Annotated in this window: 21 protein-coding genes, 1 tRNA gene and 1 pseudogene; 13 read left to right on the plus strand and 10 right to left on the minus strand. The window is 71.9% G+C overall.

Annotated elements, in window-relative coordinates:
- Window positions 1-10: 10 nt before the first annotated feature.
- Complete coding sequence (locus tag ACZ49B_RS03105; RefSeq protein ID WP_468299894.1) at window positions 11-598, minus strand: TetR/AcrR family transcriptional regulator; 588 nt, start codon at window positions 596-598, stop codon at window positions 11-13.
- A gap of 226 nt (window positions 599-824) precedes the next feature.
- Entirely contained in the window at window positions 825-1622 is a 798-nt protein-coding gene (locus tag ACZ49B_RS03110; protein ID WP_468299895.1) for an SDR family oxidoreductase, read from the minus strand.
- An 87-nt stretch (window positions 1623-1709) separates the two neighbouring features.
- Here ACZ49B_RS03110 and ACZ49B_RS03115 point away from each other — a divergent pair, with 87 nt between their 5' ends.
- A complete protein-coding gene (locus ACZ49B_RS03115) occupies window positions 1710-2855 on the plus strand; it encodes an acyl-CoA dehydrogenase family protein (protein WP_468299896.1) in 1146 nt (381 codons plus the stop codon).
- Window positions 2855-3850, plus strand: coding sequence for an acyl-CoA dehydrogenase family protein (locus ACZ49B_RS03120; protein ID WP_468299897.1), 996 nt, complete (start codon window positions 2855-2857; stop codon window positions 3848-3850). The genes ACZ49B_RS03115 and ACZ49B_RS03120 overlap by 1 nt, the downstream gene beginning before the upstream one ends.
- A 64-nt stretch (window positions 3851-3914) precedes the next feature.
- On the opposite strand, the gene ACZ49B_RS03125 is transcribed toward ACZ49B_RS03120, so the two are convergent.
- From ACZ49B_RS03125 to ACZ49B_RS03135, 3 genes are all read right to left on the minus strand, one after another.
- Window positions 3915-4652 carry a class I SAM-dependent methyltransferase gene (locus ACZ49B_RS03125; RefSeq protein ID WP_468299898.1) on the minus strand — a complete coding sequence of 246 codons (738 nt, stop codon included), beginning with the start codon at window positions 4650-4652 and terminating at the stop codon, window positions 3915-3917.
- A gap of 77 nt (window positions 4653-4729) precedes the next feature.
- Complete coding sequence (locus ACZ49B_RS03130; protein WP_468299899.1) at window positions 4730-5080, minus strand: hypothetical protein; 351 nt, start codon at window positions 5078-5080, stop codon at window positions 4730-4732.
- A 49-nt stretch (window positions 5081-5129) separates the two neighbouring features.
- A complete protein-coding gene (locus ACZ49B_RS03135; protein ID WP_468299900.1) occupies window positions 5130-5450 on the minus strand; it encodes a hypothetical protein in 321 nt (106 codons plus the stop codon).
- Between the two features lie 68 nt (window positions 5451-5518).
- Here ACZ49B_RS03135 and ACZ49B_RS03140 point away from each other — a divergent pair.
- Window positions 5519-5593 (plus strand) — tRNA-Ala (locus ACZ49B_RS03140).
- A gap of 23 nt (window positions 5594-5616) precedes the next feature.
- On the opposite strand, the gene ACZ49B_RS03145 is transcribed toward ACZ49B_RS03140, so the two are convergent.
- The gene (locus ACZ49B_RS03145) at window positions 5617-6570 is read right to left on the minus strand and encodes an alpha/beta hydrolase (RefSeq protein WP_468299901.1); all 954 of its coding nucleotides are present in this window, start codon (window positions 6568-6570) and stop codon (window positions 5617-5619) included.
- A complete protein-coding gene (locus tag ACZ49B_RS03150) occupies window positions 6567-7292 on the minus strand; it encodes an SDR family NAD(P)-dependent oxidoreductase (protein WP_468299902.1) in 726 nt (241 codons plus the stop codon). Before ACZ49B_RS03150 ends, ACZ49B_RS03145 begins: the two co-directional genes overlap by 4 nt.
- 88 nt (window positions 7293-7380) lie before the next feature.
- Between ACZ49B_RS03150 and ACZ49B_RS03155 the strand changes: the two genes are divergently transcribed.
- The 9 genes from ACZ49B_RS03155 (at window position 7381) to ACZ49B_RS03195 (ending at window position 13542) form a co-directional block, all read left to right on the plus strand.
- Window positions 7381-7992, plus strand: a complete 612-nt coding sequence (locus ACZ49B_RS03155) for a PadR family transcriptional regulator (RefSeq protein ID WP_468300739.1) — start codon at window positions 7381-7383, stop codon at window positions 7990-7992.
- A gap of 71 nt (window positions 7993-8063) precedes the next feature.
- Window positions 8064-8792 (plus strand): VWA domain-containing protein, encoded by a 729-nt coding sequence (locus ACZ49B_RS03160; protein WP_468299903.1) that lies wholly within the window; start codon window positions 8064-8066, stop codon window positions 8790-8792.
- Between the two features lie 36 nt (window positions 8793-8828).
- Window positions 8829-9365, plus strand: coding sequence for a pyridoxamine 5'-phosphate oxidase family protein (locus tag ACZ49B_RS03165; RefSeq protein WP_468299904.1), 537 nt, complete (start codon window positions 8829-8831; stop codon window positions 9363-9365).
- A gap of 111 nt (window positions 9366-9476) precedes the next feature.
- Window positions 9477-9917 (plus strand): WXG100 family type VII secretion target, encoded by a 441-nt coding sequence (locus ACZ49B_RS03170; protein WP_468299905.1) that lies wholly within the window; start codon window positions 9477-9479, stop codon window positions 9915-9917.
- A gap of 27 nt (window positions 9918-9944) precedes the next feature.
- Window positions 9945-10250: a WXG100 family type VII secretion target gene (locus tag ACZ49B_RS03175; RefSeq protein ID WP_468299906.1), complete on the plus strand. Its 306-nt coding sequence runs from the start codon at window positions 9945-9947 to the stop codon at window positions 10248-10250.
- Complete coding sequence (locus ACZ49B_RS03180; protein WP_468299907.1) at window positions 10250-11953, plus strand: RNase A-like domain-containing protein; 1704 nt, start codon at window positions 10250-10252, stop codon at window positions 11951-11953. Before ACZ49B_RS03175 ends, ACZ49B_RS03180 begins: the two co-directional genes overlap by 1 nt.
- A gap of 8 nt (window positions 11954-11961) precedes the next feature.
- Window positions 11962-12540 (plus strand): hypothetical protein, encoded by a 579-nt coding sequence (locus tag ACZ49B_RS03185; protein ID WP_468299908.1) that lies wholly within the window; start codon window positions 11962-11964, stop codon window positions 12538-12540.
- Window positions 12541-12564: 24 nt separating this feature from the next.
- Entirely contained in the window at window positions 12565-12864 is a 300-nt protein-coding gene (locus ACZ49B_RS03190) for an RNase A-like domain-containing protein (protein WP_468299909.1), read from the plus strand.
- Window positions 12865-12876: 12 nt separating this feature from the next.
- The gene (locus tag ACZ49B_RS03195) at window positions 12877-13542 is read left to right on the plus strand and encodes a contact-dependent growth inhibition system immunity protein (protein ID WP_468299911.1); all 666 of its coding nucleotides are present in this window, start codon (window positions 12877-12879) and stop codon (window positions 13540-13542) included.
- A 155-nt stretch (window positions 13543-13697) separates the two neighbouring features.
- On the opposite strand, the gene ACZ49B_RS03200 is transcribed toward ACZ49B_RS03195, so the two are convergent.
- Window positions 13698-14981 carry a DUF1906 domain-containing protein gene (locus ACZ49B_RS03200; RefSeq protein WP_468299912.1) on the minus strand — a complete coding sequence of 428 codons (1284 nt, stop codon included), beginning with the start codon at window positions 14979-14981 and terminating at the stop codon, window positions 13698-13700.
- Between the two features lie 182 nt (window positions 14982-15163).
- Between ACZ49B_RS03200 and ACZ49B_RS03205 the strand changes: the two are divergent.
- A pseudogene (locus ACZ49B_RS03205) lies at window positions 15164-15400 on the plus strand (UTRA domain-containing protein); the annotation flags it as partial.
- Window positions 15401-15713: 313 nt separating this feature from the next.
- Here the strand turns inward: ACZ49B_RS03205 and ACZ49B_RS03210 are convergent.
- On the minus strand, window positions 15714-17174 hold the full coding sequence (locus ACZ49B_RS03210; protein ID WP_468299914.1) for a glutamate synthase subunit beta: 1461 nt from the start codon (window positions 17172-17174) through the stop codon (window positions 15714-15716).
- Window positions 17167-21717: a glutamate synthase large subunit gene (gene gltB / locus ACZ49B_RS03215; RefSeq protein WP_468300741.1), complete on the minus strand. Its 4551-nt coding sequence runs from the start codon at window positions 21715-21717 to the stop codon at window positions 17167-17169. The genes ACZ49B_RS03210 and gltB overlap by 8 nt, the downstream gene beginning before the upstream one ends.
- Window positions 21718-21973 lie beyond the last annotated feature (256 nt).

Here is a 21973-nt window from a genome sequence, read left to right on the forward strand (position 1 = left end):
TCGGATCGGGTTACGTACGCACGGCGATCCCGTCCAGCACCATCGAGAGGTACTGGCGGGCGATCTCCTCGGGGCTGTGCTGTCCTCCCGGCCGGTACCAGGACGCCGCCACCCACACCGTGTCGCGCACGAAGCGGTAGGTGAGGCGGATGTCGAGGTCGGCCCGGAAGACCTTGGCGGCGACCCCGCGCTCCAGCGTCCCCAGCCAGGCCTTCTCGAACTTCTGCTGCGAGTCGGACAGGTAGTGGAAGCGGGGCTGCACGGAGAGGGCGCGGGACTCCTTCTGGTAGATCGCGACGGCGGCGCGGTGCCGGTCGATCTCCCGGAAGGACTCGGTGACGAGGGCCTCGATGGTCTCCCGGGGGCCGAGGCCGGCGGCGAGGACGGTGTCGTAGCCCTGCCAGAGCTCGTTCAGGAAGGCCGAGAGGATCTCGTCGAGCATCGATTCCTTGGAATCGAAGTGGTAGTAGAGGCTGCCGGCGAGCATGCCGGCGGCGTCGGCGATCTTGCGGACGGTGGTGGCGTTGTAGCCCTGCGCGGCGAAGACCTCGGCGGCGGTGTCGAGGAGCTCGCGTCGGCGCTCGGGCGTGGCTGTCACCTGGGGCTTCTTCTTGGGTGTCGGCCGGGTCGGCTGGTTCGTTGGCACGGGCCCATTCTGGGCCCAGGGGGTGTCTCGTGGATCAGGCCGGACCAGGGAGCGGCGTCCGGTGCCGTGGATCGCAAGGCGGAGGAGGGAGTCGACGCGGAGCGTCGGCGAGTGACGAGAACGCGGCGAGGCGCGGTGCCGGACGCCGCGAGCCCGGCCTGATCCACGAGACACCCCCCTACGCGCGCTGGCTGCTGACCGAGACGGTTTCGCCGGTCATGTACGACGAGTAGCCGCTGGCCAGGAAGACGATGACGTTGGCGACCTCCCACGGCTCGGCGTAGCGGCCGAAGGCCTCACGGGCCGTCAGCTCGCGCAGCAGTTCCTCGCTGGTGACCTTCGCCAGGTGCGGGTGCATGGCGAGGCTCGGGGCGACCGCGTTGACCCGTACGCCGAACTCGGCCGCCTCCAGTGCCGCGCAGCGGGTCAGCGCCATCACGCCGGCCTTGGCGGCGGCGTAGTGGGCCTGGCCGGTCTGGGCGCGCCAGCCGACGACGGAGGCGTTGTTGACGATGACCCCGCCCCGCTTGGAGGCCTTCAGCGAGCGCAGGGCGGCGCGGGTGCAGCGGAAGGTGCCGTTCAGGGTGACGTCGAGGACTTTGCCCCACTGTTCGTCGGTCATGTCGACGAGGGCGGCGGTGCCGCCGAGGCCGGCGTTGTTGACGACGACGTCGAGGCGGCCGTGGGTCTGCTCGGCGAGCGCGAACAGGGCCCGGACCTGGTCCTCGTCGGTGACGTCGCACGGGAGGGAGGTGACGCGGTCGGCGCCGAACTCGGCGGCGAGGGCGTCCTCGGTCTCCTTCAGGCGGCGGGCGTGCGCGTCGCCGATGACGATGCGGGCGCCCTCCTCCAGGAAGCGGCGGGCGGTGGCCCCGCCGATCCCGGCGCCGGCGGCGGCGGTGACGACGGCGGTGCGGCCTTGGAGCAGCCCGTGACCCGGTACGTAGCCGGGGGTGTCGGGGGTGTTCAGGCTCATGGCCGTACGTTAACCTACCAAACACTTGTTAGGGAACACTGTCGGGGGAACACGTGCGCAGGCCCCTGTGACGGAGGCGAGCAGCTGATGGACCTGACCCACGCACCGGAGGTGGAGGCCTTCCGGGCCGAGGCGCGCGCCTGGCTCGCCGACCGCGTCCCGGACTCCCCCCTCCCCTCCCTGGAGACGGCGGAGGGCTTCGCGGCGCACCGGGAGTGGGAGGCGCAGCTGCACGCGGACCGCTGGTCGGCGGTGTCCTGGCCCGAGGAGTACGGCGGCCGCGGCGTGGACATCGAGCGGTGGCTGGTCTTCGAGGAGGAGTACTGGGCGGCGGGCGCGCCCGGCCGGGTCTCCCAGAACGGCATCAGCCTCCTCGCGCCGACCCTCTTCGACCACGGGACGCCCGAGCAGCGGGGGCGGGTGCTGCCGCCGATGGCGAGCGGCGAGGTGATCTGGGCGCAGGCCTGGTCGGAGCCGGAGTCGGGCTCGGACCTGGCCTCGCTGACGTCGCGGGCCGTGCGCACCGGGGGCGGCTGGCTGCTGTCCGGGCAGAAGACCTGGTCCTCGCGGGCGGCGTTCGCGGACCGGGCGTTCGGCATCTTCCGTACGGACCCGGGGGCCGGGAAACCGCACCAGGGGCTGACGTACCTGATGTTCGACCTGCGGGCGCCGGGGGTGACGTTGCGGCCCATCGGCCGGCTGGACGGCAAGCCCGCCTTCGCGGAGCTCTTCCTCGACGAGGTCTTCGTACCGGATGCGGACGTGATCGGGGAGCCGGGGCAGGGCTGGCGGATCGCCATGTCGACGACGGGCAACGAGCGCGGCCTGATCCTGCGCTCGCCGGGGCGTTTCCTCGCTGCGGCGGACCGGCTGGCCGGGCTGTGGCGGGCGGCCGGGGATCCGGCGGACACGGCGCTGCGGGACCGGGTGGCGGACGCGCTGGTCGGGGCGCGCGCGTACGAGCTGTTCACCTGGACCGGTGCCTCGCGGTTCGCGGCGGGCGAGCGCATCGGCGCCGAGTCCAGCCTGAACAAGGTGTTCTGGTCGGAGTACGACATCGCCCTGCACGAGACGGCGCTGGACCTGCTGGGCGCGGACGCGGAGCTGGCGGAGGGGGCGTGGGCGGAGCCGTGGATCTTCTCGCTGGCCGGGCCGATCTACGCGGGCACGAACGAGATCCAGCGCGACATCATCGCCGAGCGGCTGCTCGGCCTCCCGAAGGGCCGCCGCTGATGCGCTTCCTGCCGACCGCGGAACAGTCGGACTTCGCCCGTACGCTGCACGGCCTGCTCGGCTCCTCGGACGTGCCGGCGGCCGTACGGGCCTGGGGCTCCGGGGACCACGGGCCGGGGCGGGCTCTGTGGTCGCGGCTCGCGGGGACGGGCCTGTTCGCGCTGGCGGTGGACGAGGCGTATGACGGGGTGGGGCTGCTGCCGGTGGAGCTGGCCCTCGGCTTCGTGGAGCTGGGCCGGGCGGGGATGCCGGGCCCGGTGGTGGAGACGGCTGCGGCGGCCGTGCTCCTGTCGGTGCTCGGGGCGGCCGGGGAGGAGGGCCCGGCGAAGCGGTTCCTGCCGGGGCTGGTGGCGGGCGGGGCCCTGGCCACGCTGACGCTGCCGGGCGGGGGGCCGTACGCCCTGGACGCGGACGCGGCGACGTACTGCTTCACGGTGTCGGCGGCGGGCGAGCTCCGGCTCGCGGGCGGGGCCGGGGATCCGCTGAGGTCCACGGACCCGGCGCGTCGGCTGTCCCGGCCGGCGGCGGAGGGGGAGCTGCTGGCCGCAGGACCCCAGGTCTTGGCGGCGGCGGGGACGGCCCTGGGCTGGGCGCGGCTGCTGACGGCGGCGCAGTGCCTGGGGGTGGGCGAGGCCCTGCTGGTGAGCACGGTGCAGTACGTGAAGCAGCGCACGCAGTTCGGCACGCCGATCGGCGGCTTCCAGGCGGTGAAGCACCGGCTGGCGGACACGCTGCTGGCCCTCGAGTTCGCGCGGCCGCTGGTGTGGGCGGCGGCGCTGGGCCCGGCGCCGTGGGAGGTCGCGGCGGCGAAGCTGGCCGCGGGCGGGGCGGCGTACGCGGCGGCCATGACGGCGTTGCAGCTCCACGGGGCCGTCGGCTACACGGAGGAGCTCGACCTCTCCCTGTGGCTGCGCAAGGCGCGGCCCCTGCGGGACGCGTGGGGCTCACCGTCGGCGTGCCGGGCGGCGGTGCTCCAGGAACGAGAGTTGCACTGAGAGCGGTAGTGAGAGCGGCAGTCCGTCGCGAGAGCGGTGCTCACGAGGACGCTCGCGACCGGTCTCACACGACGGCCACGCCGAGGCTGACGACGTAGTGCTCCTCGACCGTCCCGTCGGGGAACAGCCGGGTCAGCCGGGCCCGCTCCGCCTCGAAAAACTCCCGGGTGCCGTCGGGGCCGAGCATCAGGAACGCGGAGTGGCTGGCGTGGTTGGCGAGGTGGACCTCGAGCGGGATCCGGCGCGACCAGCGCACTTCGCGGGTGGTGAAAGCGAGCTCGGCCGGCAGGCCGCGGAAGGTGACCCCGTCGGCGTCGAACAGGGTCCGGATCCGCTCGTCCTGCTCGGCGATCCAGGGGACGGCGGTGTCCATGTCGTTCCACCAGAGCGCGAGCGCGCCGCCGGGGCGCAGCACGCGGCGGGCCTCGGGGACGGACCGGGCGGGGTCGGTCCAGTGCCAGGCCTGGGCGTACGTGAGGAAGTCGAACCCGGCGGTGACGAGCGGCAGCCGGTCGCCGTCCCCGCGCACGAGCGGGATCCCCGGGTTCGCGCGCCGGAACTCGGCGGCCATGCCGTCGCCCGGCTCGACGGCGACGAGGTCCGCCCCGCGCGCGTGCAGCAGCCGGGTGGCGATCCCGGTCCCGGCCCCCACGTCGGCCACCCTGGCTCCCCGCAGCCCGCGCCCGGCCAGCGTCTCGACGGCGTCGAACAGCTCCCCCGGATACCCGGGCCGGTTCGCCGAGTACAGCGGGGCGGCCGCGTCGAAGGACCGGGCACGGGTGCGGGGCGGAGTGGACGTCATGCGGCCATTGTTTTCGATCTCCGCCCGCCGGGCCAGGCCTTTCTTTTCCCCCGGCTCGGCAGAGCCCGGCCGCCGCCTCAGCGGAACTCGCGGACGACCTCGATCCGGCCCACGATGTGCGCGTTGAACTCGTCCAGCTCCTCCGCCGGCACCCACAGCTCCAGGATCGTCTCCCCGCCCGCCTGCTGTACGGGGTACCGGGCCAGGAACGCGGTGTCGACCTCGAAGCGCGTCACGAAGCCCACGCCGCTGTGCTTGACGTTCCAGTCGCGGGCGATGCGGATCGCGTAGTCCTCGTTCAGGACGGGATAGAAGATCGGCTGCTCGGGCAGCCGCGGCGGCCAGGCCCGCCAGTCGAGTGCGCGGACGAGGTCGAGCTCCTCCGGGCCGGTAGGGCGCCAGAGCGTGGTCGTGTGCGTCGGGGACATGGGGTCGACGGTAGGCGCCGCGGAGCCGCCCTGGCCAGCAGGTTTCGGTTCAGGCGAGGCGACGGCGGCGGAGGGAGTAGCGGATCAGGATCAGCGTCTGCACGGCCAGGAGGATCGCGGCCCCGGTGCCGGCCGTGGGGACGGCGTCCGGCGAGGCCCAGGCCCGGCCGGCCAGCTCGGCGATGCCGACCGCGGCCAGTGCGACCAGGAAGCGGGGGACGAACTCGGCCTCGGTGCCGTGCAGTACGCCCGAGCCGACGACGAACACGGCCAGGAGCACCGGGATCCACGGTGCGTCCGGCTCGCGCAGCAGCAGCGCGGCGCCGAACTCCACCGCCAGGACGAGCACGTTGCGGAGCAACATCGACATGAGCACATCATGCCGTGGGATATCCGCGTGCGCCCCCGCCGGGTCCTGGCCTACGATCCACGGCAAGGGCGGGGTCGTAGCACAGAGGTAGTGCGCCTACACAGCATGGAGGAGGACGCCGGTTCGAATCCGGCCGCCCCGCCCCCTTACTCCACGCCCCTCCCCCTTACTCCACGGCCCGCAGCCAGGATGCCGCGGCCGCCAGGGCCGCGCCGCCCGCCGGCAGCGGCAGGCCGAGGAAGCCGTGGAAGACCCCCGGGTACACGTGGACCGCACAGTCCACCCCCGCCGCGCCCAGCCGGCGCGCGTACGCCAGGCCCTCGTCCCGCAGCACGTCGCAGTCGGCCAGCACCAGCAGCGTGCGCGGGAGTCCCGCCAGCTCGCGGGCCCGCAGCGGCGAGACGTGCGGATGCGCGGGGTCGCCGCCGTACTGCTCCCAGTACCAGGCCATGTGGGCCGCGGTGTGGAAGTGCCCCTCCCCGTACGGCGACACCGACGCGGACTCCATCGCCGCGTCCAGCGGCGGATAGACCAGCAGCTGGCCCGCCACCAGCTCGGGCGCCCGCAGCGCCGTCACCGCCGCCAGGTTGCCCCCGCTCGAGTCCCCCGCCACCACCACCCGGCCCGGATCGCAGCCCAGCGCGAGAGCCTGCGCCCTCGCCCACAGCAGTACCGTCAGCGCGTCGTCCGGCGCCGCCGGCCAGGGGTGTTCCGGGGCGAGGCGGTAGTTCGCCGAGACCACGACCGCGCCCGAGCCCGCGCCCAGCGACCGGCACACCGCGTCGTGCGTGTCGAGCCCGCACATCACCCAGCCGCCGCCGTGGAACCAGACCACCAGAGGGCGGCCCGCCGAGCCCGGCGCGGGGTCGTAGATGCGGACCGGGACCCCCGAGGCGTCGCCGTCCCGGACCGAGGCCACCTCCGGGCCCGTCGACCGGCCGCCCGCGGCCGCCGCCCGCAGGGCCCTCACGTCCCCCGGCCCCGGGAATGCCGCCGCCATCGCCCCGCACAGCGCCCGGGCCGCGGGGGAAAGGGAGTCACCCGTCGCACCGGCAGCCGCCGCAGCAGCACGCGTCGCACCGGCACGCGCCGCACCGTCGCTCACCGCGCCTCCGCTCATCGCGCCGTCATCCCCCCGTCCACCGCGAACTCCGAGCCCGTCACGTACGAGGACGCGTCCGAGCAGAGGAACAGCACCAGCTCCCCCACCTCCTCCGGCCGCCCCATCCGCCCCAGCGGCACGTGCGACCAGTCCTGCCCGGAGACCGCGGAGATCATCGGCGTGTCGATCGCCCCCGGATGCACCGAGTTGACCCGGATCCGGTCCCCCGCCAGGTCCAGCGCCGCCGAGCGGGTCAGCCCGCGCAGCCCGAACTTGCTCGCTCCGTAGGCCGCGTGGCCCGGGATCCCGACCAGCCCGGCCGTCGAGGAGATGTTCACGATCGAGCCGCCCCCGGCCGCCCGCAGCACCGGCGCCACCGCCTGGATCCCCAGGAACGGCCCCAGCAGGTTCACCCGCAGCAGCGCCTCGAACTCCTCGGGCCGCTGCCGTTCCACGTGGGCCGTGCGCCACACCGCCGCGTTGTTGACCAGCGCCGAGACCGTGCCGAAGGCGCGCACGGCCTCCCGTACGACCTCCGCCCAGCTGTCCGCCCCGGCCACGTCGTGCCGTACGTACAGCCCCTGGTCCCCCAGCGAGGACGCGACCGCCCGGCCCTCCTCCTCCCGTACGTCCGTGACGACCACCCGCGCGCCGGCCTCCGCGCACAGCCGGGCCTCCGCCGCGCCCTGCCCGCGTCCGGCGCCCGTGATGACGACGACCTTCCCGTCCAGCGAGATCACCCGCCAGCCCCCTCCCATATTTCTAATAGGAATACTTCTAGCAGGCATACCAGAAGGGAGGAAGGGCCGCCGCGGGACCGGTCGTAGACTGCGGTGCGTGGCCGACGAGACGAACAAGCGCCCGCTCCCGGCGACCAGTTGGGCGGTGCTCGGGCTGCTCTCCTTCGGGGAGGAGCTCTCCGGCTACGACCTGAAGAAGTGGTCGGACAGGTCGCTGCGCTTCTTCTACTGGAGCCCCTCCTTCAGCCAGATCTACAGCGAGCTCAAGCGCCTGGAGAAGGCCGGCTACGCCTCCTCCCGACTCGTCGCCCAGGAGACCGGCACCCGCGACAAGCGGGTGTACCGGATCACCGCCGAGGGCATGGCGGCCGTACGGGCATGGGCCCGCGAGACCCCGGTCGACCCGCCCGTCCTCAAGCACGGACCGATGCTGCGGCTGTGGCTGGGCCACCTGCTGGAGCCCGGACAGATGCGCGAGGTCCTGCTGCACCACCAGGAGTTCGCGGAGCAGATGCGGCTGCGGGCGGTGGCCGACGGGGCGAGCGCGAAGGACGAGCCCGCCTGGGCCTACCCGGCGCTCGCCCTCAAGTGGGCCGAGCGGTACCACGCCTCCGAGCGGGACCTCGCGGCCGCCATGCTCGACGACATCGCGGCGCTGGATCCCGGCGGCCCCTCAGCGCCTGCGGACGGGCGCGCGTAGCCGTACGTGCGCCCGGGCCCGCTGCCGCACGCCGGGGTTGCGCCTGCGCGGGCTGACGTACCCTCGGGCCCATGACGGGCAGCGCGATCGACCTCCGCAAGATGGAAGCGACCGCTCCGGCGCTCGTGAGCCTCTACAAGAGCGCGGGGGTCTCGCTGCGCAAGCACGGCCTGGAGGGCGGGCGCGCCTCGGTGTACCTGGTCCTGGACTACTCGGGGTCGATGCGCCCGTACTACCAGGACGGCACCGTGCAGGCGCTCGCCGACCGGGTGCTGGGCCTGTCCGCGCACCTCGACGACGGCGGCCGCGTGCCGGTGGTGTTCTTCTCCACCGAGGTCGACGCGGTGGAGGAGATCCCGCTCGCCGGGCACCAGGGCCGGATCGCGGAGATCGCCTCCCGCCTGGGCCACATGGGCAGGACGGCGTACCACGCGGCGATGGACGCGGTGATCGACCACTATCTGGATTCGGGGTCGGTGAAACCCGCTCTGGTCGTCTTCCAGACGGACGGCGGCCCGATCAACAAGCCGGCGGCGGAGAGGTACCTGTGCAAGGCGGCCCGGCTCCCGCTGTTCTGGCAGTTCGTCGGCTTCGGCGACACGCGCAGCACGCAGTTCGACTTCCTGCGCCGACTGGACGAACTGCCGGTGCCGGCCCGGCGGGTGGTGGACAACGCCGGGTACTTCCACGCGGGGGCCGACCCGCGCGAGGTGCCGGACCCGGTGCTGTTCGACCGGCTGGTCATGGAGTTCCCGTCCTGGCTGGCGTCCGCCCGCGCGGCGGGCATCGTGCGCGCCTGAGCCGCGGCTGTCGGTGCCAGGCGCTTTGATGGGCGTATGACGACGACGAACAACTGGGCAGCGTTCGAGAAACAGGAACCGGAATTCGCGGCGGCCGTCCAGGCACGCTTCGCGCAGTACCCGCACCACGTGCTCGGCACGCTCCGCAGGGACGGCTCCCCGCGGCTGGCCGGGCTGAATGTCGACATCCGCGGCGGCGAGCTGTGGCTCGGCATGATGCCGGGCTCGATGAAGGCCAGGGACCTGCAGCGCGACCCGCGCTTCGCGCTGCACACCAACCCCGGCGAGGGCGAGACGATGCCGGACGGGGACGTACGGATCTCCGGGCGCGCCATCGAGCTGGTGGACCCGCCCGAGCTGCACCGGTACGCGGAGGAGACGGACACCCCGCACCCGTTCCACCTCTTCCACGCGGACCTGACGGAGGTGGTGCACATCGCCGTCGAGGGCGACGACCTGGTGGTGCGCTCGTGGACCCCGGGGCACGGCCTGCGCACCATCCGCCGCGGCAACGACGACGAACCGCCGCGCGAGGACCCGCCCGCGGAAACCCCGGGCACCCCGACCGGCTGACGGTCCGGCCGGCCGTAGCGACTGCGGGGCCTGCGGGAGTCCGCCCGTTCTCGGCATTTGCTACGGTCGGCCGGACGACCTCTGGACGGCACACGCGGGGGAAGGGACACCGTGAACGCACCTCCTGATGCGGCGAGTTCGACCGGTGCGGCCGGCGCCGCAGCAGATCTCGCGGTCAACGGCGACACGCTCAAAAAGCTCGCCGACGACCTCGACACGATGCAGGAAGTACTGAAGAAGCAGCTCCTCCGCATGGACGAGATCGTGGACACCATCGAGGCCCGATGGCGCGGACCGGCCTCGGAGGCGTACCGGGCCAAGCACCGGGCCGCCGCCGAGGACGCCGTCCACATCCGGCAGACGATGAAGCTCCTGGCCAGGGCGATCCGTCTGAGCAAGGACGGGTTCTCGGCGCAGGAGCTCGAAATCCTGGAGGGCTTCAGACGACTCCAGTCGCACGCGGACATCCAGGCCGAGACCGACGAGCTGTCCACGCCCAACGCCGCGGCCGTGCCGCCGCCGGGCCCGCGCAGCCGCATCGCGGATCTGTAAGCAGAACCAGGGGCACCAGGGGGATTCATGTCGTCGAACGACGGCCACATATCGGTCGATTTCGCCACGCTGCAGGGCGCGGCCGGGGATCTCGAGGAGATCCTCAAGACACTCAACGAGCAGCTGGACCTGCTGTACCGGCGCGTCGAGAAGGCTGTGCTCACCTGGGACGGCGAGGCCCGCGAGACTTTCGTCGACCAGCTCGACAAGTGGGACCGGTCCGCACAGGACCTGCAGGCCACCCAGGCCTGGCTGCACGACATCGTGGTGCACGGCCACCTCACCTACGCTTCCGCGCACCGGGCTGTGCTGCGCGGCTGGGGGGCCGCCTGATGGCAGGCCCGCCGCCGCCCTCCCCTGCCGCGAACGGGGGCTTCGACGTCCAGCCGGTGCACGTCCACCATGCGGCCGACCTGGTGAAGGAAGCCCAGTTCGCCCATGCGGAGCGGGCGTTCGTCCTCGTCGACGTGCTGAACAAGTACAACCAGTCCGCCGGGACCGGCCGGGGCGCGGACGCGTTCGCGGACGCCTACATGGAGGTGGCCGCGAAGTTCCTCGAAGCGTGGGGCCGCAGCGTGGTCAGCGCCGGCGGAGCCTCCGTGGGCCTGAACCACACCGCCAACCACTACGTACTGGCCGAATGGGAGGCCGGCGGCCGCAAGGGAGCGCAGCCGGCCCGGCAGCCGGAGCCGGTGGTCATCAACAAGCCTCCGCGCTACGGACCCGTCAACCCCATCAAATGGACGGGCACCGGCGAGGACGTCGACTCCTGGTGGATCTCCGGGGTCATCGGCGAGTTCCCCGACTTCCTCGCGGACGTCATCCGGCCGGCCATCGAGCACGGCCTCCGGCTCGGCAAGGTCCACGAGATCACCCCGGGCATCAAGGACGACGACGTCCGGGACATGGCCAAGGCCTGGAAGAAGCTCGGCTCCGAGGCCGAGAAGGCCTCGGACGACTTCAACGCCGCCATCGCCGGGATCACCGACCCGAAGGACAAGGGCGAGTGGCAGACGGCCATGCGGACCTTCGGCCAGACCATCTGGGGCACCACGGCGTGGGGCAGGCAGCTGGACACGGAAGGGAACCGGAGCCAGACGGGCCGCCAGTGGCGCACCACCAAGGACCTTCCGCCGTCCGGGCGGCGCCCCATCGTCGACGTCCTGAAGAAGACCGCGGACGAGGTCGCGGGACTGCTGGAACACGTCTCCGACGTCGGTGAGAAGACCAGGAAGTTCACCAGCCAGGCCGGCATCAACGCGGCGAAGGCCACGGCCTCGGACATGACCGAGCTGAGTCTGACGAACCTGACCAAGATGGCGGTCGGCGGAGTGGTCGGACGGATCGTGCTCTCCTTCCGGTCCCACATGGACAAGGCGGGGTGCGACGCCGTCGTCGAGACCTACCACAAGGAATTCACCGAGGCGGCGGGCAAGCTCAAAGCGCTCCTGCCGGAACTCGAGATCGCGATCACGAGCGCCCCGACCTACCAGGCGGAGATCGCCCGGGCGCAGGGCTTCGGTGCCCGCTCGCTCAACGAGTTCAAGAAGGAACACAGCTGGCAGATCGGCGGGGAGAGCCAGTTCCCCTACCTGTACTCGCTGGACCTGGCGACGAACGAGGGGCTGAACGGCGCCCACACGATCGACAAGCACGTGGGCAAGACGGATGAGCAGCTCCTGCAGCGGATCAAGGACGAGCAACGGGCGAACGGAAAGTTCGACATCCTCTCCTCCTCGACCTTCGCGGACCTGAATTCGGCGCAGAAATACACTCAGTACAACATCCGAAACAACACCCCGGAGATCCAGGACTGGCTCAAGAACCCGCCGCCTGCGAAGAAGGACCTGGTCATCAAGGTCCCCTCGGTACCGATCGAAGGCCCGCTCACCGGTTCCGCAGTGACCGGACGGACCGTGCAGGTGGTGGACGAGAAGATATTGCCCGCCGCGAACACTCACGGCGTGACGACGAAACTCAAGTACGACCCCAACCTCAACCCGCCGTTCGTCGTCTACACGTCGGCGCCCGAGTAGTGGAACGGATGATGGAACCCCTCACCTCGGAGACCTGGGCGGACGCGCTCAAGCTGTACCGGTGGCTCTCCACTTTCGTCGGCGTCGCACCGCGCGAGCACGACGAGTGGTGGATCGACGTCGGGGCGATCATGCGCCTCGGGACCCGGGACCCACGGGGCTGGGAATCCGTCGACCCCTACGAGGGAGAGGACGAGCGCCGGGAAGACCCGCTGTTCCCGTGGCTGGACACACCCTCCACGTCTGCGGACGCCGAACGCTACCGGGCAAGGGTGAGTGAGCTCCCCCGATCCTCGGTGCGATCGCTGCTCGTCCTGCTCGCCTCCGCACCCCGCGCGGATCTCTCCCTGTCACCGGGCTGGGAGGAGCGCAGGCCGGAGCTGGAACGCCGGGCCGACGTGCTCCTTTCGCGCTTCCCGGACGGCACGCGCTTCTACACCAACCTCGGCTGGAAGGGCGACCGTCCCGATTTCTACAAGCAATCCTCCCGGAGTTACGACTCCTTCAGCCAGTACGACTGGGACGCCGGGCTGATCGCCGTGAACGACCACGAAGTCGCGGTGTTCTGGAACTTCCAGAACACCTGATCCGCCCCGAACCGGGAAGACCACATGCTCACCAGATCCGCCACGTACCCCGACCGGGAAACCGCCCGGTGGGCCACCCAACAGGTCGTCACTCGCAACGAGCAGGCCATCCACCGCTGGCTCGCCCAGGGCACCCGGCCCCGCCTGACCGTCGAAGCGGCCTGGCCGTCGCGCGAGGACCCGGTCGGCCGCGTCCTGATCCAGGCCATGGCGCTCGCCGGGCGCGGGGCCGTGGACGTGCGGGCCGCGCGGGTGGTGCTCCGGCGGGAGCCGGGGAGTCCGCTCGGCTTCGTCGTGCACGGCACCTTCCCGATCTACCTGTAGAGGCACAGGCCCATGTCCATGAAGCCCTTGGAGTTCGACCGCCGCTTCGGCGAGCTCGACCAGGTGATCAGCGCCTACGCCGGCCTGGCCGCCGACGACACCCCCGACCGGCCCGGTCAGGCCCTCACCTCCTACCTGCGCCACACCTGGCACACCCGGCCCTGGGCCCTGTCCGTCGCCGAGCAGCAGCTGCGCACCTACGCCGAGAACCCGCCCGGCCGACTGCGCCAGCGCCTCGGCGAGTTCTACCCGGTCCCGGACATCGGCCTGCCCGAGGCCGAGATCCAGCAGTGGCTGCTGCTGCTCGCCGACCACATCAGGCGCAGTGTCGAGGAGGGCAGGGTCCCGCCCCCGGCGGCGCTGCCCGAGACGCACTGGGAGTGGCACGCCCGCTTCCCCGAGCTCGGCCAGTTCCTGGGCGGCTGGTTCTCGCAGGACATGCCCGACGAGTTCGACGACCACGACGCCGCCGTACGCGACTACGCCGACTCGGCGGACCCGGCCGTCGTGGCGCGCCTCGTCGGTGAGGTGCACGAACTGCTCGCCCTCGGCCTGGAGGAGGTCGACTACGCGGTCGGGATCGCCGAGCTGGGCATGGAGGTCGATCCGCCCGCCCCCTACGCGCCGAGCGCCTGGCTGACCGTCGTGGCCGGGCGACTGGCGGGACCGCGGGCCTAGGGGGCGTCTTGCCGATCAGGCCGGGCTCGCGGCGTCCGGCAACGCGCGCTCGCCGCGTTCTCGTCACTCGCCGACGCTCGCGTCGTCGACCGAAGACAACGCGGCGAGCGCGCGTGCCGGGCCCCGCCGGCCAGACGGGACTTTGACGACACCCCCTAGACTTCCGGCCCGCGGACCACGGCGAAGGTGGACGGGTCCACGTCCACCCAGCTGCGGTCGATGTTGATCGTCACCCCGTCGTACGTGTCGTCGTGGTCGCCGCGGTACTGGTGGGCACGGCGGCGGCCGGCCCACTGGTGCGTGCCGGCGGGCAGGCCGACGTCGGCGTCGGAGACCGTGGCCTTGGCGTTCCAGGAGGCGATCCACAGCACGTCGGGCATGGCCCACGGGGCCTGGTCGTGGTGGTCGCTGAGCGCCTTGCCCCCGGAGCTCGCCGAGACGTAGACGCCGGCGCGGTAGCCGAGCTCGTGCAGCCGGACCGTCCAGGCGGTGAGGTAGGCGACGACCGGCGGGTCCCAGGTGGTGCGGTCCGTGTAGTGCTCGAGGTCGTTGTAGAGCACCGTGCCGTCGCCCAGCCCCAGCGCCCGGGCCGCGTCGACGGCGCCCTCGGCGGCCTCGATGCCCTCCTGGTTCGCCTCGGAGGGGTCGGTGGACAGGCCGGTGCCGGAGCCGTGCCAGGGCTGCGGGCCGACCCAGAGCGGCATCAGGTGCCAGCCCGCCTCGGCCTGCTTGCGGACCCAGCCGGCGGTGAGCTGCGGCTGGGCGCAGGCCCGGGCCCGGCCGCCGATGTAGATGCCGACGGCGCCGAAGGGGGATGCGGACCGCCAGCCGTCCATGGCGCGTTGGGTCGGGGCGGTGCAGGCGTCGAAGCCTGCTCCGGTGAAGGGCGCCTGGGCGGTGACGGCCTTCGGGCCGGCGACGGCCGAAGCCGGCCGGGCCGGGGCGCCGTGGGCCCCGGGGGCGGCGCCGTGTTCGGTACGGGCCCGCGCGAGCAGCCCTCGTACGGTGTCGGGCGCTTCCCCGTAGGAGAGGGTGGCCATCACCCCGGCCCGCCGCAGGGCGTACCGCACCTCGTGGCTGTCCCCCTCCGCCTCCGGGATCCCTCCTGCCCTCTCGACCCGCAGGGTCGGGATGTCGGCCCGCGCCGGGGCCCCGTCGAGCGGCTCCAGATGCAGGGTGTCGGCCCGGCTCCGAACGGCCCGGCCGCTGCACTCGGTCTGCGCACCGGCGTGCCCGAGGTACAGGGTCGGCAGGTCCAGCCGCAGACAGGCGTCGGGATTCCGCTGAAGGTCGACGACCCGCCAGTCCCCGGGGACGGCGAGCCGGAGCCCGTGGTACTCGACGATCCGGCCGTCGTCGTCATCCGCGGCGGAGGGCTGGACGGGAAACAGCAGCGCGGCGCCGAGCAGGCCGCTCAGCAGGGTTCGGATGGGGGCCATGATCCAGATGGTTACCAGACTCCGGCCGCCGTGAACTGTGCACGCTTCGCACACAGTTGGCCCGTCCGGCCCAGTCCGGCCCGGCCGGGCCCGTCGGCGTGCGTCACCTGCACGAGTGAAGCGGGCTCGGGCCCGTCACCACGGGCGCCGGGCCCGCTGCCGCAGGCGAGTGGGCTCGATCGGGGCGCAGCACCCTGCTGACCGACCTCGGCTTCCCGCCTCGCCGCAGCGTGGACCGGGTCTCCGCCCGGGTGGCGACGCAGGAGCAGTACACGACCTTGCGTCTCCCGGGTGAGGTGCCGGTGCTGCGTACTCTCCGCGCGGCGTACGGCGAGGGCGACCGCCCCGTCGAAGTCACCGTGACGGTCAAGGCCGGGCACCTCTACGAGCTCCGGTACGAGTTCGCGTCCGAGGCCTGACCCCCACACGCCACAGCGCCCGTCATCCCTGGTCGGGGACATGACGGGCGCTGTGTCAGAGTTCCGCACACCGTTGTACGGACCGTATGAGGGGTCCTCCCCGCGGGGAGGGGTCTTGCCCGAGCACGGGCCCCACACCGCCGGTCGGAGGCCGGCGCAGCCGGGCGAAGCCCGGGAGGCCGCCTGCGGCCGAGCGGTGCGAGCACGGCGTCCAGAAGGAGCCATGACGGGCGCTGTGTCAGAGTTCCGCACACCGTTGTACGGACCGTATGAGGGGTCCTCCCCCGCTGAACGCGTGGGGAGGGGTGACGGGTTACACCATCAGGGAGCGGTCCGTCGGCTTGACCGGGTACGGGAGGGCGCTGGCGCCGGTCAGGTAGCGGTCCACGCCTCGGGCCGCCGAGCGGCCCTCCGCGATCGCCCAGACGATCAGGGACTGGCCGCGGCCGGCGTCGCCGGCCACGAAGACGCCGTCGACGTTGGTCGCGTACGACGCGTCGCGGGCGACGTTGCCGCGCTCGTCCAGCTCCAGGCCGAACTGGGCCACCAGGCCGTTGGCCTGGTCCGTGCCGGTGAAGCCCATCGCCAGGGTGACCAGTTGGGCCGGGAGGACCCGCTCGGTGCCCGGCTTCTGCTCCAGACGGCCGTCCTTGAACTCCACCTCGACCAGGTGCAGCGCCTTGACGTTGCCGTCCTCGTCGCCCTCGAAGTGGGTCGTGGAGACGGAGTAGATCCGCTCGCCGCCCTCCTCGTGCGCCGAGGTGACCTTGTACAGCATCGGGAACGTCGGCCAGGGCTGGCCGGCGGGCCGGTCCTCCGACGGGCGGGGCATGATCTCCAGCTGCGTGACCGAGGCCGCGCCCTGGCGGTGGGCGGTGCCCACGCAGTCCGCGCCCGTGTCGCCGCCGCCGATGACGACCACGTGCTTGCCCTCGGCCGTGATGGGGGGCGCCATGAAGTCGCCCTCCTGGACCTTGTTCGCGAGGGGGAGGTATTCCATCGCGAAGTGGATCCCGCGCAGGTCACGGCCCGGGACCGGCAGGTCGCGGGAGACCGTGGCGCCGGCCGCGACGACGACCGCGTCGAACCGCTTGCGCAGGTCGGTCGCGGACAGGTCGCGGCCGATCTCGATGCCGGTGCGGAACTTGGTGCCCTCCGCGCGCATCTGCTCGATGCGGCGGTTGATGTGCACCTTCTCCATCTTGAACTCGGGGATGCCGTACCGCAGCAGGCCGCCGATGCGGTCCGCGCGCTCGTACACCACCACGGTGTGGCCGGCCCGGGTGAGCTGCTGGGCCGCGGCCAGACCGGCCGGGCCCGAGCCGATGACGGCCGCCGTCTTGCCGGACAGCCGCTCCGGCGGCTGCGGGGTCACGTTGCCGTTGTCCCACGCCTTGTCGATGATCGAGACTTCGACGTTCTTGATCGTGACGGCCGGCTGGTTGATGCCGAGCACGCACGCCGACTCGCACGGAGCGGGGCACAGGCGGCCCGTGAACTCCGGGAAGTTGTTCGTGGCGTGCAGGCGCTCGGAGGCCGCCGACCAGTCCTCGCGGTATGCGAAGTCGTTCCACTCCGGGATCAGGTTCCCGAGCGGGCACCCGTTGTGGCAGAACGGGATGCCGCAGTCCATGCAGCGGCCGGCCTGCTTGCTGATGATCGGGAGCAGCGAGCCCGGGACGTAGACCTCGTTCCAGTCCTTCAGCCGCTCGGCGACCGGACGGGAACAGGCGGTCTCGCGCCCGGTGGTGAGGAAGCCCTTCGGGTCAGCCATGGGTCGCCGCCTCCATCATCTTCTCCGTGGTCTCGGACTCCGAGAGTCCGGCCAGCTCAGCGGCGTCCTTGGCGGCGAGCACTGCCTTGTACGTGGTCGGGATGATCTTGCTGAAGCGGTCCGCGGAGACGGACCAGTCAGCCAGGAGCTTCGCGGCCACGGTCGAGCCGGTCTCCTCCTCGTGGCGGCGCACCACATCGTGCAGCCACTGCTTGTCGGCGTCGGAGAGGGCTTCCACCGCTCCCGTGTTGCCGACGTTGACGTTGTTGATGTCGAGGTCGACGACGTACGCGACGCCGCCCGACATGCCGGCCGCGAAGTTGCGGCCCGTCTCGCCGAGGACGACCGCGCTGCCGCCGGTCATGTACTCGCAGCCGTGGTCGCCCACGCCCTCCGAGACGACCAGGGCACCGGAGTTGCGGACGCAGAAGCGCTCGCCGGTGCGGCCGCGCAGGAACATCTCGCCGCCGGTGGCTCCGTAGCCGATGGTGTTGCCGGCGATGGTCGAGTACTCGGCGAGGTGGTCGGCGCCGCGGTCCGGGCGGACCACGACCCGGCCGCCGGAGAGGCCCTTGCCGACGTAGTCGTTGGCGTCGCCCTCCAGGCGCAGCGTCACACCGCGCGGCAGGAAGGCGCCGAAGGACTGGCCGGCGGAGCCGGTGAAGGTCAGGTCGATGGTGTTGTCGGGCAGGCCCGCACCGCCGAACTTCTTGGTGACCTGGTGGCCGAGCATGGTGCCGACGGTCCGGTTGATGTTCCGGATGGCGATCTGGGCGCGGACCGGCTGGGCCGCCTCGGCGGACTCGGCGTTCAGCGCGTCGGCCGCGAGCTCGATCAGCTCGTTGTCGAGGGCCTTCTCCAGGCCGTGGTCCTGCTCGATCAGGGCGTGGCGGACCGCGCCCTCGGGCAGCGCCGGCACGTGGAAGAGGGGCTCGAGGTCGAGGCCCTGCGCCTTCCAGTGCGTGACGGCCTTGCTGGTGTCGAGGAGCTCGGCGTGGCCGACGGCCTCCTCGATCGTACGGAAGCCGAGCTCGGCGAGGATCTCGCGGACCTCCTCGGCGATGAACTCGAAGAAGTTGACGACGAACTCGGGCTTGCCGGAGAACCGGTCGCGCAGGACCGGGTTCTGCGTGGCGATGCCGACCGGGCAGGTGTCCAGGTGGCAGACGCGCATCATGACGCAGCCGGAGACGACGAGCGGCGCGGTCGCGAAACCGAACTCCTCGGCGCCGAGCAGCGCGGCGATGACGACGTCGCGGCCGGTCTTGAGCTGGCCATCCGTCTGGACGACGATGCGGTCGCGCAGCCCGTTGAGCAGCAGGGTCTGCTGGGTCTCGGCGAGGCCGAGCTCCCAGGGGCCGCCCGCGTGCTTGAGCGAGGTCAGCGGGGAGGCGCCCGTACCGCCGTCGTGGCCGGAGATGAGGACGACGTCCGCGTGGGCCTTGGAGACACCCGCGGCGACGGTGCCGACACCGACCTCCGACACCAGCTTCACGTGGATGCGTGCGGCCGGGTTGGCGTTCTTGAGGTCGTGGATCAGCTGAGCCAGGTCCTCGATGGAGTAGATGTCGTGGTGCGGCGGCGGGGAGATCAGGCCGACACCCGGGGTGGAGTGCCGGGTCTTGGCGACCCACGGGTAGACCTTGTGGCCGGGCAGCTGGCCGCCCTCGCCGGGCTTGGCGCCCTGCGCCATCTTGATCTGGATGTCGTCCGCGTTGACCAGGTACTCGCTCGTGACGCCGAAGCGGCCCGAGGCGACCTGCTTGATCGACGAGCGCCGCGCCGGGTCGTACAGGCGGTCCGGGTCCTCGCCGCCCTCACCGGTGTTGGACTTGCCGCCCAGCTGGTTCATGGCGATGGCGAGGGTCTCGTGCGCCTCGCGCGAGATGGAGCCGTACGACATGGCGCCGGTGGAGAAGCGCTTGACGATGTCGGCGACCGACTCGACCTCGTCGATGGAGATCGACGGGCGGCCACCGTCCTCGGCGGCCTTGAAGCCGAACAGGCCGCGGAGCGTCATCAGGCGCTCGGACTGCTCGTTCACCCGGTCCGTGTACTTCTTGAAGATGTCGTACCGGCGGTTGCGGGTGGCGTGCTGGAGGCGGAAGACCGTCTCCGGGTCGAACAGGTGCGGCTCGCCCTCGCGGCGCCACTGGTACTCGCCGCCGATCTCCAGCGCGCGGTGCGTGGCCGCGATGCCGGAGGCCGGGTACGCCTTGGCGTGGCGCGCGGCCACCTCCTTGGCGATGACGTCCAGGCCGGCGCCGCCGATCTTGGTGGCGGTGCCCTGGAAGTACGCGCCGACGAACTCCTCGTTCAGGCCGACGGCCTCGAAGACCTGGGCGCCGCGGTAGGAGGCGACGGTGGAGATGCCCATCTTGGACATGACCTTCAGGACGCCCTTGCCGAGCGCGTAGATCAGGTTCTTGATGGCCTGCTCCGGCTCCAGGCCGGACAGGAACGTACCGGCGCGCAGCAGGTCCTCGACGGACTCCATGGCGAGGTACGGGTTCACGGCGGCGGCGCCGTAGCCGATGAGCAGCGCGACGTGGTGGACCTCGCGGACGTCGCCGGCCTCGACCAGCAGGCCCACCTGGGTGCGCTGCTTGGTGGCGATGAGGTGGTGGTGCACGGCGGAGGTGAGCAGCAGCGACGGGATCGGCGCGTGCTCGGCGTCCGAGTGGCGGTCCGAGAGGACGATGAGGTGGGCGCCGTTCGCGATGGCCGCGTCGACCTCGCCGCGGATCTCCTCGAGGCGGGCGGCCAGTGCCTCGCCGCCGCCGGAGACCCGGTAGAGGCCGGAGAGGGTGGCGGCCTTCATGCCCGGCATGTCGCCGTCGGCGTTGACGTGGATGAGCTTGGCCAGCTCGTCGTTGTCGATCACCGGGAAGGGCAGGGTGACGCTGCGGCAGGACGCGGCGGTCGGCTCCAGCAGGTTGCCCTGCGGGCCCAGCGAGGACAGCAGCGAGGTGACGAGCTCCTCGCGGATGGCGTCCAGCGGCGGGTTGGTGACCTGCGCGAAGAGCTGCGTGAAGTAGTCGAAGAGCAGCCGGGGGCGCTCGGACAGGGCCGCGATCGGGGAGTCCGTGCCCATGGAGCCGAGCGGCTCGCCGGCGGTACGGGCCATCGGCGCGAGGATGACGCGCAGCTCTTCCTCGGTGTAGCCGAAGGTCTGCTGGCGGCGGGTGACCGAGGCGTGGGTGTGGACGATGTGCTCGCGCTCGGGCAGGTCCGTCAGCTCGATCTCGCCGGTCTCGAGCCATTCGGCGTAGGGGGCGGCGCCGGCCAGCTCGGCCTTGATCTCGTCGTCCTCGATGATCCGCTTCTGGGCGGTGTCGACGAGGAACATCTTGCCGGGCTGCAGGCGGCCCTTGCGGACGACCTTGGCCGGGTCGATGTCGAGCACGCCGACCTCGGAGCCGAGGACGACGAGGCCGTCGTCGGTGACCCAGTAGCGGCCGGGGCGCAGACCGTTGCGGTCGAGGACCGCGCCGACCTGGGTGCCGTCGGTGAAGGTGACGCAGGCGGGGCCGTCCCAGGGCTCCATCAGCGTGGAGTGGTACTGGTAGAACGCGCGGCGGGCCGGGTCCATGGAGGTGTGGTTCTCCCACGCCTCCGGGATCATCATCAGCACGCTGTGCGGCAGCGAGCGGCCGCCGAGGTGCAGGAGCTCCAGGACCTCGTCGAAGGAGGCGGAGTCGGAGGCGTCCGGGGTGCAGATCGGGAAGATCCGCTCGAGCGCGCCGTCACCGAAGACGTCCGAGGCCAGCTGGGACTCTCGGGCCTTCATCCAGTTCCGGTTGCCCTTGACCGTGTTGATCTCGCCGTTGTGCGCGACGAAGCGGTACGGGTGGGCCAGCGGCCAGGACGGGAAGGTGTTGGTCGAGAACCGCGAGTGGACCAGGGCCAGCGTCGAGGCGAAGCGGCGGTCGGAGAGGTCCGGGAAGAAGGGCTCGAGCTGGCCGGTGGTCAGCATGCCCTTGTAGACGATGGTGCGGGCGGAGAGCGACGGGAAGTAGACCCCGGCCTCGCGCTCGGCGCGCTTGCGCAGCACGAAGGCCTTGCGGTCCAGCTCGATGCCGGTGGTCCCGTTGCTCACGAAGAGCTGGGAGAAGGCCGGCATGGTGGCGCGGGCGCCGTTGCCGAGCAGGTCCGGGGTGACCGGGACCTCGCGCCAGCCGAGGACCGTCAGGTTCTCCTCGGCGGCGATGGCCTCGATCTGCTCCACGGCGACGGCCTGTGCGGTGCCGTCGGCGGGGAGGAAGGCGATGCCGACGGCGTACGCGCCGGCCTCGGGGAGCTCGAATCCGGCCACCTCGCGCAGGAACGCGTCCGGGACCTGGGACAGGATTCCGGCGCCGTCGCCCGAGTCCGGCTCGGATCCGGTGGCACCACGGTGCTCGAGGTTCCGCAATACGGTCAGCGCCTGCTCGACCAGCGTGTGGCTGGCCTCGCCGCTGAGGTTGGCCACAAAGCCGACGCCACAGGCGTCGTGCTCGTTGCGCGGGTCGTACATGCCCTGCTGGGCGGGGCGACCGTCCATGGGCGACCAGGCGGTGGTGCTGAGGCCGGTCGCGGAGTGCGTGGATGCGGAACGCATCGGCTCTCCCGTCGTCGTCGTGGCATAGGTGCGTGCCGAGGGACGACGTTGGCCCTCTGCGAAATTTCGTGCAGGTTACATGATGACGGCAATCCCGAGAAGCGGATATGGCGTTTCACCATGCGGACACTGCACGCAGCAGAAAGTGCAGTTCTGGAGACGTTCAGACATTCAGACGTTCGCAGCAGGCGGGCATCAT

It is taken from the genome of Streptomyces sp. NPDC031132 (genome assembly GCF_055570595.1).